This window comes from Allopseudospirillum japonicum (assembly GCF_900108915.1).
GTDB lineage: Bacteria > Pseudomonadota > Gammaproteobacteria > Pseudomonadales > Halomonadaceae > Pseudospirillum > Pseudospirillum japonicum.
The window spans coordinates 108,901-124,007 of the sequence record NZ_FNYH01000005.1 but is presented as its reverse complement, the minus strand read 5'-3'; the positions used below and the strand labels follow the sequence as shown (position 1 = coordinate 124,007).

At 45.8% G+C, this 15,107-nt stretch carries 10 protein-coding genes and 1 pseudogene; 4 read left to right on the top strand and 7 right to left on the bottom strand.

The window, feature by feature from the left end; genetic code table 11:
• Positions 1–5: 5 nt before the first annotated feature.
• The 3 genes from BMX05_RS06590 to BMX05_RS06575 all read right to left on the bottom strand — a co-directional run bounded on the left by BMX05_RS06590 (position 6) and on the right by BMX05_RS06575 (position 3,521).
• Positions 6–572 (bottom strand): MotA/TolQ/ExbB proton channel family protein, encoded by a 567-nt coding sequence (locus BMX05_RS06590; protein WP_093309218.1) that lies wholly within the window; start codon positions 570–572, stop codon positions 6–8.
• A 460-nt stretch (positions 573–1,032) separates the two neighbouring features.
• Positions 1,033–2,097 carry an NAD(P)H-dependent glycerol-3-phosphate dehydrogenase gene (locus BMX05_RS06580; protein ID WP_093309214.1) on the bottom strand — a complete coding sequence of 355 codons (1,065 nt, stop codon included), beginning with the start codon at positions 2,095–2,097 and terminating at the stop codon, positions 1,033–1,035.
• Between the two features lie 500 nt (positions 2,098–2,597).
• On the bottom strand, positions 2,598–3,521 hold the full coding sequence (locus tag BMX05_RS06575) for a histone deacetylase family protein (protein WP_093309212.1): 924 nt from the start codon (positions 3,519–3,521) through the stop codon (positions 2,598–2,600).
• Positions 3,522–3,617: 96 nt separating this feature from the next.
• On the opposite strand from BMX05_RS06575, the gene BMX05_RS06570 reads away from it, so the two are divergent.
• On the top strand, positions 3,618–6,395 hold the full coding sequence (locus BMX05_RS06570; RefSeq protein ID WP_093309211.1) for a bifunctional acetate--CoA ligase family protein/GNAT family N-acetyltransferase: 2,778 nt from the start codon (positions 3,618–3,620) through the stop codon (positions 6,393–6,395).
• A gap of 52 nt (positions 6,396–6,447) precedes the next feature.
• Here BMX05_RS06570 and BMX05_RS06565 read toward each other — a convergent pair whose 3' ends face one another.
• The 3 genes from BMX05_RS06565 to BMX05_RS06555 form a co-directional block, all read right to left on the bottom strand.
• A complete protein-coding gene (locus BMX05_RS06565; protein WP_093309210.1) occupies positions 6,448–7,458 on the bottom strand; it encodes a S49 family peptidase in 1,011 nt (336 codons plus the stop codon).
• A 97-nt stretch (positions 7,459–7,555) separates the two neighbouring features.
• Positions 7,556–8,212 carry an HAD-IA family hydrolase gene (locus BMX05_RS06560; RefSeq protein ID WP_245710514.1) on the bottom strand — a complete coding sequence of 219 codons (657 nt, stop codon included), beginning with the start codon at positions 8,210–8,212 and terminating at the stop codon, positions 7,556–7,558.
• A gap of 4 nt (positions 8,213–8,216) precedes the next feature.
• Complete coding sequence (locus BMX05_RS06555) at positions 8,217–9,173, bottom strand: RluA family pseudouridine synthase (RefSeq protein ID WP_093309206.1); 957 nt, start codon at positions 9,171–9,173, stop codon at positions 8,217–8,219.
• Between the two features lie 790 nt (positions 9,174–9,963).
• Between BMX05_RS06555 and rne the strand changes: the two genes are divergently transcribed.
• Positions 9,964–12,765, top strand: coding sequence for a ribonuclease E (rne, locus tag BMX05_RS12730; RefSeq protein WP_317622220.1), 2,802 nt, complete (start codon positions 9,964–9,966; stop codon positions 12,763–12,765).
• A gap of 232 nt (positions 12,766–12,997) precedes the next feature.
• Positions 12,998–13,387 (top strand): ComEA family DNA-binding protein, encoded by a 390-nt coding sequence (locus BMX05_RS06545; protein ID WP_093309203.1) that lies wholly within the window; start codon positions 12,998–13,000, stop codon positions 13,385–13,387.
• 58 nt (positions 13,388–13,445) lie between these two features.
• On the opposite strand, the gene BMX05_RS06540 is transcribed toward BMX05_RS06545, so the two are convergent.
• A complete protein-coding gene (locus BMX05_RS06540) occupies positions 13,446–14,207 on the bottom strand; it encodes an SDR family oxidoreductase (RefSeq protein WP_093309201.1) in 762 nt (253 codons plus the stop codon).
• A gap of 276 nt (positions 14,208–14,483) precedes the next feature.
• On the opposite strand from BMX05_RS06540, the pseudogene BMX05_RS12725 reads away from it, so the two are divergent.
• Positions 14,484–15,107 (top strand): annotated as a pseudogene (locus BMX05_RS12725) (RNA methyltransferase).

The following is a 15,107-nucleotide window of genomic DNA, read 5'->3' as shown; positions in this document are numbered from 1 at the left end:
TATCATCAGATCCCTTGACTTTCAACCGGCTCATGAAGCATCTCAGAAACAGCCACATATAGCTGCCAATGACGCTTTTCAATCAATGACTCCAATGCATGCAGAAAAAACAATAAAGGCAAGGCAACCGCCAAACCTACACCTGTTGTCAGCATGGCCTCCCAGATACCGCCCGCAAGCATCTGCGCATTGACGCCCGTACCTTCTGACTCAATGACACGAAATGCTGATATCATGCCGATAATAGTACCTAAAAGTCCCATTAGCGGAGCCGTATTAGCGAGGACGCTCAGAGTTTTTAGCCCAGTTTCAAAATACCGTATATGCGTGGTTATCAAACGCAGCGCGAGAATGCGCAGAGCTTCCTGATCTAGGCCGGATTGCTGTGCAGCCGTGAGACGCTGAAAGATTTCTTTATATTCACCGGCCGAATAATTAGGCACCCGAGGACTTGAGTAAGCCCCCCAATTTTTTAAGAGGCGTAAATAGGCTGATATAACAATTGAAAATCCAACGACCGAATAGGCAACAAGTATCCAAGTGATTATACCGCCTTTTACTAATATATCCATGGCGCCCCCTTATTTTTAATGGCGCCATTTTAAGCATAAAAAAATCTTATCCAATGTGACATAGTGTCACATACGCACTCATAATCTGTAGTGAGCACAATCCAGATTAGGCACTATATTGCATAGGGTTTTATTGCATAGGATTTCGTTATAATGATCCTATTTAACTTAGGATCGATTGGATCTGGGGCTAGTGGAAGATGGCGTTGCCGAGATATGCATCCGTGCTCAATCTGATCAAGGAGGATCGCGTCTAGGCTGAACTTGAGGTGACGCTGATCAAGCAAACTCTTCATAAACTTCAGCTCACCGGTGAAGGTAAGCCGTTTCTCGATCAGATTCGTAGCAGTTTAAAGCAATTAGTGGCTGTTGAAGAGAATGTGACTGCGCCCCGCCCGATTGAGCGAGGGTTTACGCGGGGTTTCGCTAAAAGTTGCTGCAATATGATCACTGTGGCCGTTTAAATCCGAGTCACTCTTTGTGCTGTCTTCACCACTTCATCACGTGGCAGCACAAATTCTACATCTGTACTTTGCTCCCCTTGCATCAATAACTTAGCAACATCCTTGGCATGATAGCCAGCAAAGAGCACTTGATATAAACCCGCCACTAAGGGCATGTAAATCCCCATACTTTCGGCTTTATGTTTCACAAAACGGACGGTATTCACGCCTTCAGCTACTTGCCCTAATGCATCGACTGCTTCTTGCAAACTTTTACCTTGGCCTAAAGCAAAGCCCACACGGTAATTCCGTGAGAGAGGTGAGGTACAAGTGACAATCAAATCGCCCACCCCAGATAGGCCGAGAAAAGTCAGTGGGTTAGCGCCTAAACTTACAGCAAATCGGCTCATTTCCGCCAAACTACGGGTAATAAGCATACTTTTAGTATTTTCACCCATACCTAAAGCTGCGGCCATTCCGGCGGCTATCGCGTAAATATTTTTCAATGCGCCGCCCAGTTCTACCCCATAAATATCATTGCTGGCATAAACACGAAAATATTGGCAGCCTAACACTTGCTGTACACAAGTACGGGTATGTTCATCCGTGCTTGCAATCACAGTTGCTGTCAGTTGATGCTGAGCGACCTCGCTGGCAAGGTTAGGCCCGCTCAGCACGCCAATATGCGCAAACCCAGTTTCTTCTACTAACAACTGGCTCATCAGTTTAAAACCATCTTCCTGAATGCCTTTTGCTGTACTCACTAAAATTTGTTCTGAGTTTAAATAAGGACGCGCTTGCGCTAAGACCTGAGCAAAAGCTTTACTAGGAATTGCCATAAGTACCAAGGTCGCGTTAGTTAATGCGCTTGCTAGATTCGTAGTCGCTTGCAACTGTGGATGCAAAGCATACTCTGGCAAATACCTAGGGTTAATATGGGTTTGGTTAATCGCCTGCACTAACTCAGGGTCACGCAACCATTGATGCACAGGGTGGCCATTATGAGCGGCGATGTTCGCTAGGGCGGTTCCAAAGCTACCACCGCCCAAAACACATACTTTTGCTTGTGTGAGTGAACCCATAAACTTGCTTATCCTACGCTTTAGAAGTTGACCGCTAAAAATTGCGGCCTAGTGTAGCGAAAAATGCGGCTCCATGCTGAAAACTTTTTGCCAAGGCTTACTCAAGCAAGGACGTATTATCATCTATCGATATGCCGCACCTCAGCACAAGGTGCAATCACCTTGGTAAAAAGTGCTAACAAAGGCTTGATCCTATAACACTTGTGTACTATCTATAGGCGTAGAATAATGATGCAGCGCAAAATGGTATAAGTTTTGCTACCAATTCCATTGCCGGTGATGACAGAAGTGTTCAAAATACGCGAAATGTGCAGGATGAAAGTAAGGTTTTCTAGCGGTTGAGTGGAACATGGACCAACAAAACCATCCTCAGAGGATCGGCGTAGACCCATGTTCAATGCTTTGCAAGCAGGTGAAGCTCTAAGAGCCTAGACTAAAAATAAAAAGCATCTTCTAGCAGTAGGCTCTGAATAAAAAGCTCAGGTGCAATATAGGAAAAATTATAAGCCAGCCAAAGCTTGCACATGCTTTTCCACTGAACGTGCAAGCGCATCTAGCTCATAGCCACCTTCAAGCACAGAAACCACACGCCCTTGACTATAGGTTTTAGCCACATCACAAATCAGTTGCGTAATCCAATAATAATCATCTTCTAGTAGATTGAGCTCACCCATAGGATCTTCTTGGTGAGCATCAAAACCCGCGGAAATAAAAATAATATCCGGTCGGTGCATTTGTAAGGCGGGCAACCATTGGGCCTCTATCGCGCGGCGAAAATCTAGCCCGCCGGCACCTGCATCTAACGGTGTATTCAGGATATTGTCCCACTCAGAATCAGCATAACGCCACGGATAGAAAGGATGCTGAAAGCTTGAACACACCAGGACATCTTCACGTCCTTTAAAAATATCAACCGTACCATTGGCATGATGGACATCAAAATCCAGCACAGCAACACGCTGTACACCGAAATTTTGAATGGCGTGTTCTACCCCTACAGCCACATTGTTATAAAAACAAAAGCCCATGCTTTCAACACGTTCAGCATGGTGACCTGGGGGACGAACTGCACAAAATACATTATCGGCTTGGTTTTTGAGCACTTGTTCGGTACCCCGAATCACAGCACCTGCAGCCATAGTTGCTGCTTCAAGTGAATGTGGGCACAGCAAGGTTTCATCTTCAATAGCCACAACCCCATCTTCTGGCACACTCAGTTCCAAAGAACGCACATGTGCTTTAGGGTGGACACGAAACAATTGTTCAGGCGTCACAGGTCGCGCTTTATATTGTAATAATTCCTGCATCAAGCCCGAACGCCGTAAGCGTTCATCAATCGCAGTTAAACGATGCGGACTCTCAGGGTGCCAAGGCCCCATATTATGTAGGGTGCAATCTTGGTGCGAGATAAATGAAGTAATCATGGCCGCTCTCCCTCTATAAGAACTTTAGTTTAACGACATCTTAAGGGAGGCGATACTGTAGAAAAGTCGAGTGATCGCAAAAATCGGGGGTTTTCCGTGAGTACACGTTTTTTACGCTATTTTTTTGAGCCAAACAGTATTGCTGTATTTGGTGCTTCAGAAAAACAACTCAGCATGGGCGGGCAGGTCGTTCGCAACTTGTTGGAAGCTGAGTTTAAAGGAAAAATTTGGGCAGTGAATCCCAAAGATTATGAGCAAGTCTATGGCATTCCTAGCTTTACAGATGTTAGCGCTTTGCCCGCTTTACCAGATTTAGCCATCATTTGTTTGCCTGCCTTAAGTGTTCCTGCCCTCATTGATGAGTTGGGACGTTTTGGTGTCAAAGCTGCCCTGATTCTCAGCGGGGGTTATGTTGGCACAGACACCGAAAATGACATTACTGAAACCCAAGATAGTCAAGATACACGTTCACCCAGCCAGCGCTTTCGGGAACAAGTCTTAGAAGCGGCTAGGCCGTATGGGATTCGTATCATGGGGCCTGAGTGTTTGGGTGTGATGGTACCAGGGCGTTGCCTCAATGCGACCTATGCCGCTCAAAGCGTCAAAGCCGGTAAGGTCGCTTATATTGGTCAATCCGGTATGTTAGGCAATGCGATTATTGATTGGGCCAAAGGACGTGGTATTGGTTTTTCCCACTTGATCACCTTGGGGGAAAGTGTGGATGTTATGCTTGCAGATGTCATTGATTACATCAATCGTGCCTCCAATGCCCAAGCCATTTTATTACATCTAGAACATATTCCCGATTCGCGCCATTTCATGACTGCGGTGCGTGAAGCATCACGTAATAAACTCGTACTAGCAATTAAAAGTGGACGCACCGCCAGCGCACAAAGTATAGAAATGTTTACCCCAGGATTAAGCACACGTGATCCTGTGTATGATGCTGCTTTCGCGCGTGCTGGTGTAGTGCGGGTTGATAATAGTGAAGAACTTTTTGATGCCTTAGAGACCCTCACACGCATGAAACCGCTACGTGGTGATAGGCTAGCGATTGTCAGTAATGGCATTGGCCCTAGCCTGCTGGCAGTTGATAAACTGATTCATCACGGTGGGTGTTTAGCCCAATTGGAAGATGCCACTTTAGAACGTCTCACCCAAGCCTTGCCTTTGCATTGGCGTCGAGGCAATCCTGTAGATTTGGGTGGCGATGCCCCCCCAGAACGTTTTGCCACTGCGGTCGAGCTCCTGAGCCAAGATCCGAATGTTGATGCTATCTTAGTCGTTCATGCGCCAACACGTATGGCCTCCAGCATGGCCACGGCCACAGCACTGATTGCCAACAAAAGCAAGTTCAAACGTAATTTGCTCACAAGTTGGATGGGGTTAGAACAAGCTTTCCCTGCACGCCATGAATGCAACCTTGCCGGTATTCCGACATATATCTCCCCAGAAAAAGCCGTCAAAGCTTTTATGCACATGGTCAATTATCAACGCAACCAAGCTTTGCTACAAGAGACACCGCCTTCTTTGCCTTTTGAAACATCTCAGCAAGCGCGCCAACAGGCCCGCGCTTTGGTACAGGCAGCGCTTACCCAAGGTCGTGTTTTCTTAACCCATCAAGAAGCCACCCAACTTCTTGAAGCTTATGGGATTCAGGTGGCACCTTCTGCCTATCCGCAAACGCCACCACAAGCTGCGCATATGGCTACCGAAATTGCAGGCCCGAAAGCCTTAAAAATCGTACATAGCACCAACTGTCACCCCTTCGTCTACCGTAAACACCCACACAAGCTTTCTGCGGGGTTACAACAGGACTTAAACACGCCTGAAGAAGTCGAGCATGCGGCACAACGTTTAGCTGCCAAGGTCGAAGAGAAATTCCCACAAAGTCAGATTTTTGGTTTTTGTTTACAACCAATGCAAAGGGGCAAACATTCACTCTTACTTAATGTCGGTATTACCCGTGATCCTGTATTTGGGCCTTTAATTGTTTTTGGGATTGGCGGATTTAAAGTCAATATTTTGATTGATCGCCAAGTGGCTCTCCCCCCTTTAAATTTAAATCTTGCACAGGAAATGATTGATCGTAGCCATGCTGCGCGTTTAGTACGCGAACATTCTAATCAGCCTGAAGAAGATATGCGCAGACTCTGCCAACTCTTGGTCAAGCTATCGCAAATTTGCTCCGATCTTCCTGAACTAAAAGGTCTAGAAATCAACCCATTATTGGTTAATCGTGATGATTTCTTTGCGGTGGATGTACAAATTGATTTGGGTGACTCAGCTTACCAAGCCATCATGCCTTATCCGGAAGAGTTGCGCGAAACCGCCCTACTCAAAGATGGTCGCCAAATTGAAATTCGCCCGATTCGTGGTGAAGATGCGCCTGCCTTGTTACGTTTTCACAGTCGCCTATCAGAAGAAAGTATTCGTTTTCGATATTTCCACAATAAAGCAGATTTAACCAAGCGCGATTTATCTTTGCTAACACAAATCAACTATGATCGCCAAATGGCCTTTATTGCCGAGCAAGTTTTGGCTGATGGCAGCAAAGAAATTTTAGGTGTCGTCCGTGTGTGGACAGATCCAGATAACATTCGTACTGAGTTCTCGGTGATTATCCGTGATGATCTGCAAGGCTTGGGGCTAGGTGCAAAATTGATGCGCAAAATGATCGCCTATTGCACAAGCGTAGGTACCTTAGAAATGATCGGTAAGGTGATGATAGACAATCATCCGATGCGCGGGTTAATGGAATATTTAGGCTTCCGCTGTAAGTACAATATGGAAGAACAAGTCGTAGATGCTGTGATGCCACTGAACGAACCAGCCAACGAGTGGCAACGTCACCGTTTGGAAAGTGCCCTATAAAACCACCAAAAACCCAGCCCTAATGGCTGGGTTTTGTTTTTCCAACATGGGGTTAAGGTAATAACCATGGCTTTTGGCTATATTGAGTTTGTTGTAACACATTGAGCATAACTTGACTCATTTGCCGTGTAAAAGCCTCGAAAGGCGTATCTTCTGGCGTATAGTCCACGAGATTTTCTGCTTGAATTAATTCACGACTGAGATAATAAATATCCCCTAATTGGTCAATCAACCCCAATTCTACTGCCTCTTGTGCATTCCAAACACGCCCTGAGAAAACTGTATCCAAAGCTTGTGTAGGTAAACGATCACCACGCCCTTGGCGCACACTCTCAATAAATTGCTGGTGAGTGTAATCTAACGTCGCTTGCCAATGCGCTTTTTGCGCTTCTGTCATCGCTGAAAAAGGATCCAAAAAGGCTTTATCTTCCCCTGCAGTAAATACACGGCGTTCAATTTGCCAATTTTCCAACAAGCGATCAAAACCAAAACCTGCAGCAATCACACCAATGGAACCGACTAAGCTTGAGCGATGTGCAATAATTTGGTCAGCCGCCGCCGCGATATAATACGCACCTGAAGTTCCCAAGTCTTCAATCACGGCATACAAGGGTTTTTCTGGATAGGCTTGACGTAAACGGCGTGCTGCATCATAAATAATCCCTGCTTGTACGGGGCTACCACCAGGACTATTAATCCGTAGTACCACAGCCTGCGATTCTGCTGCTGCAAACGCCTTTTTCAAGCCACTGACGATACGCTCAGCAGACGCTGCTTGTTGATCAAGAATTACCCCCTCAACACGCACCACTGCCGTATGCGGACCTTGCACTTGGGCATCTTGCCCTTGCAAAGCCGCGATCAGTCCTCCCAGTAACAAAAGCCAAAAAATAGGCTTTAAGATCAAGCCCACATAACGCCAGCGACGTGCACGCTTTTGTTCTGCTATCGCTTCCAGTAACACACCTTCTAAAGTCACAGGTGATGAGTTGTTTAATGGATTGTTTAAAGGCGGGGTCTGAGATCGACTCGAGGTTTCATTCCACGCCGAAGGTTCAGACATAGATTATCTCCTTAGGCTTATCAAAGCCTTTAGTTTACCTTGAGTCTTGTGAGTTGCACTCACCTTTCCCATCAAGATTTTGCAGCCCAAGGTTACTTTAGTTTTTGTGCTGTAACAGCCACTGCAAAACCTCTGCAAATGTATCTAATAAAGCCACTGGCTCACAAGCTTGTAAACGCTCTTGCGGATGTGCACCATAAGTTACCCCTAAACGCGGCATCTGAATACTTTGTGCCATAGCCAGATCGAACTCTGTATCTCCAATCATAAGCGCTTGCTGCACAGGGACTTGTAACTCATCGAGTATTTCATGCAACATTTGCGGATGAGGTTTAGAACGAGTTTCATCCGCACAACGTGTACAAGTGAACAAATCTTGGGTTTGGGTTTCCTGCAAACCACGGTTTAAACCACGACGGCTTTTTCCCGTAGCGACTGCTAATTGGTAACCTGCCGCCTTCAACGCCGGTAAGCCTTCAGCAACCTGTGCAAACATAGGCATAGGTTGCGTGTTTAACTCTAGAAAATGTACCCCGTAACGCTCACGCAAGGCCTGCGCTTGCGTATCCTCAATCCCAGGACATAGCGTACGAATCGCTTCAGGTAGCCCTAGGCCGATAATAGAACGTACGGCCTCAGCACTGAGTGCTTGTGGCCAAGCGACATCTTGCGCAGCCGCCTGCATACTACTGATAATTTTGGCCTCTGAATCAATCAAAGTGCCATCCCAGTCAAAAATTAATAGCGAATACAAAGCATTAGGCTCCTTCAGCATTTAAGTGTTCAAGTAAAGATCGCCAAGCTTGATCATAAGGTGCTTGGATGTTTTGTACACTTTGCGTACTCGGGTCGGTAAAACTTAACTGATATGCATGCAAAAATAAGCGCCCCCAACCCAAATGTTTATATTTGGTATTCCAATGCGAATCACCATATTTTAAATCACCTAGAAGAGGATGCCCCATCGCCTGCGCATGCACGCGAATTTGATGTGTGCGCCCTGTGATAGGTTCAGCGTGAACTAAACTCCAAGTATTTCCCTGTTGCAGTGGTTTAAAAAGCGTCAACGCACTTTTTCCTGCCTCATCAACACGCACTTGTGCTTCCTTTGCGCCTAAGGTGGATTTACTGAGAGGATATTCCACCTGTTGATACGCTGCAGGCCATATCCCTTGCACAATAGCATGATAGCCTTTACGCATTTGTTTCGCTTTTAACTCAGTCTGCAAAGCTAAAAGTGCCGGGCGTGATTTGGCCAACAGCAAACAGCCTGAAGTCCCTTTATCTAATCGGTGAACTAATTCTAAAAATTCCAGTTCAGGCCGTGTTTGTCTCAGTGCCTCAATTACACCTTGATGCACCCCAGTGCCCCCATGCACTGCCAGACCTGCCGGTTTATTTAACACTAAACAAGCTGCAGATTCATACAAGACACTGGCTTGCAAACGTTGTTTCAGATTTTTACTGACAGGAACCTGTGCAGCACTTGCTGCTAAACGTACTGGTGGGATACGAATTTCGTCCCCCACTTGTAGTCGATAATCCGCCTTGATACGCTTTTTATTTACCCTGACTTCCCCTTTACGAATAATCCGGTAAATCAAGGTTTTAGGTACACCTTTTAACTGGGTGCGCAAAAAATTATCTAAACGCTGACCTTGTGCATGCGCATTGACTGTGAGCCACTGCACTTGTGACTGTACTTGTGTAGACACACTTCAACCTCATATAGACCTGATCAAGGCCACCAATCAAAAATAAAGCGCTAGCATAACAAAGCTTGTGCTGTAGAGATATTTTGTTAACACAGGCAAAATTTGCATCCCTGCCTTAGATTGATGCCCGCTAGCTTTACTGTTATATTCACGCTGACTATCCCAGTAAAAGTTATCTTGGTAAGCGCCCATCCTAAAAAGACTTATCAGCCAATATCTTGTCAATATTACGTTTGATGCATTTATGGGTATCTTTTGGACATTTTATCTTGATATTACAGGAAAAGGGTGGGCACGTATTACCAACAGAATTTTTCGTGACCTGTGAACTCACAGGTGACAAGTTTGTAAGCAGATGGCCTCTGCTTATAGGAAGTAAACCTGAAAGTAAAGTACTCAATATGTACTTCAGATGGCCTCTTATCACTTGTTTGAGTGTTAGGATGTAAAATAACTTGGCGTACCTGACTTTAACAGCACCCAGACCAACTTATGCCCTGTGTCAGGTGAAATGTGCAGCGCGTCGCCATGGTGCTCAATCCGACCTACCTTGCAGACGCAGTTAATTTGATATATGGCGCTGCACCTAAATAGTGATACTGATGCACCCTGCGACCCCTGCTTTCTTCACCACTATGTTGCCCTGCGCTAATGAGAAGGTGCTTCAGGGCAAAGTCTCTTAGTATGCATCTTGGCATTACAGCATACGGCGACATAATGCACGCATAAACATCTTGGTGGGCACTGTGTCTTTGTCGATGTACGCCCATACAATATCAATTGGAATCACATGAAAAGAATGCTAATTAATGCGACTCAGCCTGAAGAGCTTAGAGTTGCGCTGGTCGATGGGCAACGCTTGTACGATTTAGATATCGAATCTGGCACACGCGAACAACGCAAAGCCAATATTTACCGAGGGCGTATTACCCGGATTGAGCCTAGCCTAGAGGCGGCTTTTGTTGATTTTGGTGCTGATCGCCACGGCTTTTTACCCTTAAAAGAAATCGCACGCGAATATTTTATTCGTGAGCCTCAAGGCCGCGTCAATATCAAGGAAGTCCTTAAGGAAGGTATCGAGGTTATCGTTCAAGTTGATAAAGAAGAGCGAGGCAATAAAGGGGCTGCCTTAACTACTTTTGTCAGCTTAGCTGGGCGCTATTTAGTTTTGATGCCTAACAACCCACGCGCTGGTGGTATTTCACGCCGCATTGAAGGCGATGAACGTGCTGCACTACGCGAGGCCATGAACCAACTGCAACTCCCTGAAAATATGGGTGTGATTGTGCGTACTGCAGGCGTGGGCCGTACAGCGGAAGAATTACAGTGGGATCTTGACTATCTAGTGAAGGTTTGGGAAACCATTACCCAAGAAGCACAGCAACATCCTGCACCTTTTCTAATTTACCGTGAATCTAACGTGATTATTCGCGCTATGCGTGATTATTTGCGCCAAGATATTGGTGAAGTCCTCGTTGATAATCAAGGTGTTTATGAAGAAGCCCTTGGTTTTATCCGTCAAGTGATGCCCTCTTACCATCATAAAATTAAACTTTATCAAGATGATGTTCCTTTATTCTCACGTTTTCAAATCGAGTCACAAATTGAAACTGCGTTTCAGCGTGAAGTTAAATTGCCATCTGGCGGTTCCATCGTCATAGACCATACAGAAGCTTTAGTTTCCGTTGATATCAACTCTGCACGCGCTACCCGCGGTGGTGATATCGAAGAAACCGCCTTACAAACCAATCTAGAAGCAGCAGATGAGATCGCCCGTCAACTCCGTTTGCGCGATATTGGTGGTTTAATCGTTATCGACTTTATTGATATGTCACCGGTAAAAAACCAGCGTGAAGTCGAAAGCCGTATGCGTGATGCACTCAAATTAGATCGTGCACGCGTACAAATCGGCCGTATTTCTCGCTTTGGTTTGATGGAGATGTCACGCCAGCGTTTGCGTCCTTCTTTAGGTGAAACAAGTGGTGTGGTATGCCCGCGTTGCGATGGTCAAGGCACCATCCGCGATGTCAAATCCTTAGCTTTATCCGTCTTGCGTTTAATTGAAGAAGAAGCCTTAAAAGACAGATCTGCACAAGTTCGTGCCATCTTGCCAGTTGATGTAGCCACCTATCTCCTCAATGAAAAACGCGCTGCGATTAGTGAAGTCGAGAAGCGCCAAGAAGTGCATGTACTCATTCTGCCAAACCCAGAAATGCACACCCCTCATTACCAAGTCACTCGGTTGCGTGATGACCATTTAGAAGGTGACGAACGCTTACCAAGTTATGAGATTGAGCTGGCGGTGCCCACCAAAGAAGCACCCACACCTCATTTAAGCAATTATGCTACTGCAACCACAACGGAAACACGCACAGAAGCAGCGGTCAAAGCCTTAGTGCCACAAAATCCTGCCCCTGTAGAGCCGCCCAGCTTGGAGGCTTTAACCCAATCACATGCAGCTTTATCACATCAGCAAACACCCAATATTCTGCATCGTTTAATGCGCAGCTTGGGCAGCCTATTTAATCAGTTTAATCAACGTCCTGCAGAAGGTGCTCCCGCTTCACGTCCTCAGCAGCCACATCCTATGATGAAAGCTGCAGCAAGCACAACAGCGCCTAATGATCAAGCCGCTACGCCAACACAGGCAACAGAAAGTACACGCAAGGAACAACGTCCAAGCCAAGAAAAACCACGGGACGACAAACGTAACGAGCGTCAAGAAAGGCCTCAACGTACACGCCGTCGCGAGGAACTGGTAGCGCCCCCTGAACAGGAAGAAAAAAAGGAATCACACACACCAGCGGAATCAACGACAGAGATACCTGAACCAACCCAAAGCAAGCCGGATACACGTAAGCGCACACGTAATAATCCGCGTCGTCGTAAGCGCAATGAGCGCTTAACAGGACAGGCAGATGTTCCACCTGCGTTTGCGGATGAGAATGAAGAAGCGGCATCCACAAGTGTGCAAGCAAATGCAGACACAAGTACGCAAATTGCAGCGGATTCACAACCTCTTGTCATCCCAGAACCACAGGTCGTCGAAACTTCTGTAGTGCTTGTATCGGATGAACAAAACCCTGTTTCTACATCGTCTGCAACCCCTTCCCAAAAAGGGCCTACAGAAGTTGTTTTAGAGACGGTGCCTACCGAACAGCAAGCAGCTACTACCAGTGGTGAGCCTCCTAATCAAAAGATGCCCACACTAAACACGGCAGACACTGCACAAGAAATAGCACCAACAGCAAAACCGCAACAAGAAGAAGCACTAGCTTCTCAAGCCCCTTCGATCTTAGCGAATGGCCGTGCTTATAATGATCCACGTGAGGTACGTCGCCGCCAGCGTGAAGAAGCTGCCGCTGCCCTTGTTGCTGTCAGTCCAGTTCAAGCTGAACAAGCTGAACAAGCTGAACAAGCTGAACAAGCTGAACAAGCTGAACAAGCTGAACAAGCTGAACAAGCTGAACAAGCTGAACAAGCTGAACAAGCTGAACAAGCTGAACAAGCTGAACAAGCTGAACAGTCAGCCTATTTGCAGAGTTCGGAAAAGCAAGTAGATTCAGTGCAAATACAAGTCACTAAGCCCTAAGCAGGCTACACCCTAGACGCATCAGGGAAGATGCTCTTTGATGTAAATCAATAACCCAATATGCAAACTTGCATACCTAAATATATCGGCTATTTTAACCAAGGTCTTTTAAGACTCGTACTTTAGCAAAACTGCTGTAAACCCTCGCCCATTCGGGCGAGGAATGTCATACACAAGAAACAACATAATAATGATGCAACAAACTTAAAAGGAATTTAAGGAGGCTTTAAGTATGCCAGTTCGTGTACTTATTTTTGCTTGCTGTCTTTTGCTTGGCGTGAATTATCAAGCCCATGCAAACCCCGTCACTCCCTCAGCATCTCAGGTGTCTACCACCAGTGCTTTATCAACACAGTCTCAGGCTGAATCTAGCTTAAAATTGGATCTTAACCAAGTTACGCTTGCAGAGTTAGAACAACTCAAAGGGATCGGCCCTAAGAAGGCACAAGCTATCTTAGAATACCGCCAACAAATTGGCGGCTTTCAGCGCGTGGAAGATCTCATTCAAGTGAAAGGAATAGGTCCAGCTTTGTTGGAGACACACAAAGCAAGCTTTTATGTCAAACCGATGAAAGCAAATCCCTCTACTTCTCAAACCACTCCAACCAGTCAGCAAAAATAAAATATAAAAAAAGCCCTGAGGCAAAGCTTCAGGGCCTTCTGTCTGCTGGTGCAAACGCTTAGATACGTAGACCGCCATCACATTCGATAACACGACCTGTGAAGTAGTCGTTTTCGAGGATGTAACGTACAGAGTGTGCAATCTCAGCAGGGACGCCTAGACGGCGCATAGGAATGCCTGCACATACCTTTTCAAGTGCTTCAGGCTTCATACCAGCAGTCATTGCAGTTTCAATAAAGCCAGGCGCAACAGCAGCAACGCGAATGCCATAACGAGACAATTCTTTTGCCCAAGTGACAGCCATTGCCGCTACACCGGATTTTGCCGCTGTGTAGTTGGTTTGACCCATGTTGCCTGAGCGTGAGATTGAAGAAATATTAATAATCACGCCTTTGCTACCTAACTCAATCATTTGTGCAGCCGCTTCACGCGCACACAAAAAGACACCTGTTAAGTTAACATCAATCACTTGTTGCCATTGTTGCAAGGTCATCTTCGCAAGGACTTGACCATCTTTCGCTTTAATGAACAGGCCGTCACGAGTAATCCCTGCGTTATTCACTAAACCGTCGAGTGCATTAAAGTCACTTACGATCTGCTTAAAAACGCCTTCTACAGCTTCTTCTACGGCAACATTCGCCATGTAGTAGCGAGCTTGGCTGCCAGCTTCTTCAATCAGCTTGACCGTCTCTTGCAGTTGCTCTTCATTAAGATCAATCAAAGCGAGTTTAGCGCCTTTAGCTGCCAAATCTAGGGCCATAGCACGTCCTAAACCTTGACCACCGCCTGTGATTGCAATGACTTTACCTTGTAAATCCATAATAAAATACCTCATGGTTAGGTGTTGGAGGGGGAACATTCACTTATTCGCGTGCACGAACCTAGTAAAAATTCGGTATATTGTGCAGTGCAATATAGCGCATTTTTGCGCAGATGCGAACAAAGATTTACTCTTATAACCTTAATTTTTGCATTGCATCAATAGGCTGAAAGTCGTATACACAGATTTACACCCCGTGACTTATGCGTCACATTATTGCTGAATTAATCCTAGCACTTTGACATGACACCTAGATAACTTTTAGGCTAAAACACTATGAATCCTTTAGATAAAGTACATATTGTTCTAGTAGAAACTTTTCACTCTGGCAATATCGGCTCTGTTGCTAGAGTAATGAAAACCATGGAGTTACGACATTTAGCCCTCGTCAATCCCAAAAATTATTCAGACCTACAAGCCATATCTATGGCTGCAAGTGGCGTAGATATTTTGGAAAATGCATGTATTTATCCCCATCTTGCAAGTGCAATTGCAGAGACTCCATCTGTGCTAGGTGCTAGTGTACGTTTACGCACTTTCCCCTTACCAGAGGTGACACTAGAGTAAGGGGCAAAGCTTGCAATCACACGGGCACAACAGGGCCACCACATTGCTTGGGTGTTTGGACGTGAACGTTCTGGGCTGACTCAAGAAGAAATTGCTTTATGTACACATCAGACACGCATTTTTGCTCATCCTGAATTTGATCTACTTAACTTGGCGCAGGCAGTGCAGATTTTTTGTTACTTTCTCTATCAAGAAGCGAGTTTGTATCAAGAAACAAGTCAATCAACAAAGGGGCTTCCTGCCAAAGTGGTGAAATACCCAACAAATGCACCATTTATATGCACGCATTCATGCTTCGTTAGATCAAAGCGGTTTTTTAGCGCACAAACCTGA

What these genes read in the sequence shown, in the direction of transcription:
- rne (WP_317622220.1), top strand. Translation starts at nt 9,964, where the DNA reads ATGAAAAGAATGCTAATTAATGCGACTCAGCCTGAAGAGCTTAGAGTT.
- BMX05_RS06540 (WP_093309201.1), bottom strand. Translation starts at nt 14,207, where the DNA reads ATGGATTTACAAGGTAAAGTCATTGCAATCACAGGCGGTGGTCAAGGT.
- BMX05_RS06545 (WP_093309203.1), top strand. Translation starts at nt 12,998, where the DNA reads ATGCCAGTTCGTGTACTTATTTTTGCTTGCTGTCTTTTGCTTGGCGTG.
- BMX05_RS06565 (WP_093309210.1), bottom strand. Translation starts at nt 7,458, where the DNA reads ATGTCTGAACCTTCGGCGTGGAATGAAACCTCGAGTCGATCTCAGACC.
- BMX05_RS06590 (WP_093309218.1), bottom strand. Translation starts at nt 572, where the DNA reads ATGGATATATTAGTAAAAGGCGGTATAATCACTTGGATACTTGTTGCC.
- BMX05_RS06575 (WP_093309212.1), bottom strand. Translation starts at nt 3,521, where the DNA reads ATGATTACTTCATTTATCTCGCACCAAGATTGCACCCTACATAATATG.
- BMX05_RS06580 (WP_093309214.1), bottom strand. Translation starts at nt 2,097, where the DNA reads ATGGGTTCACTCACACAAGCAAAAGTATGTGTTTTGGGCGGTGGTAGC.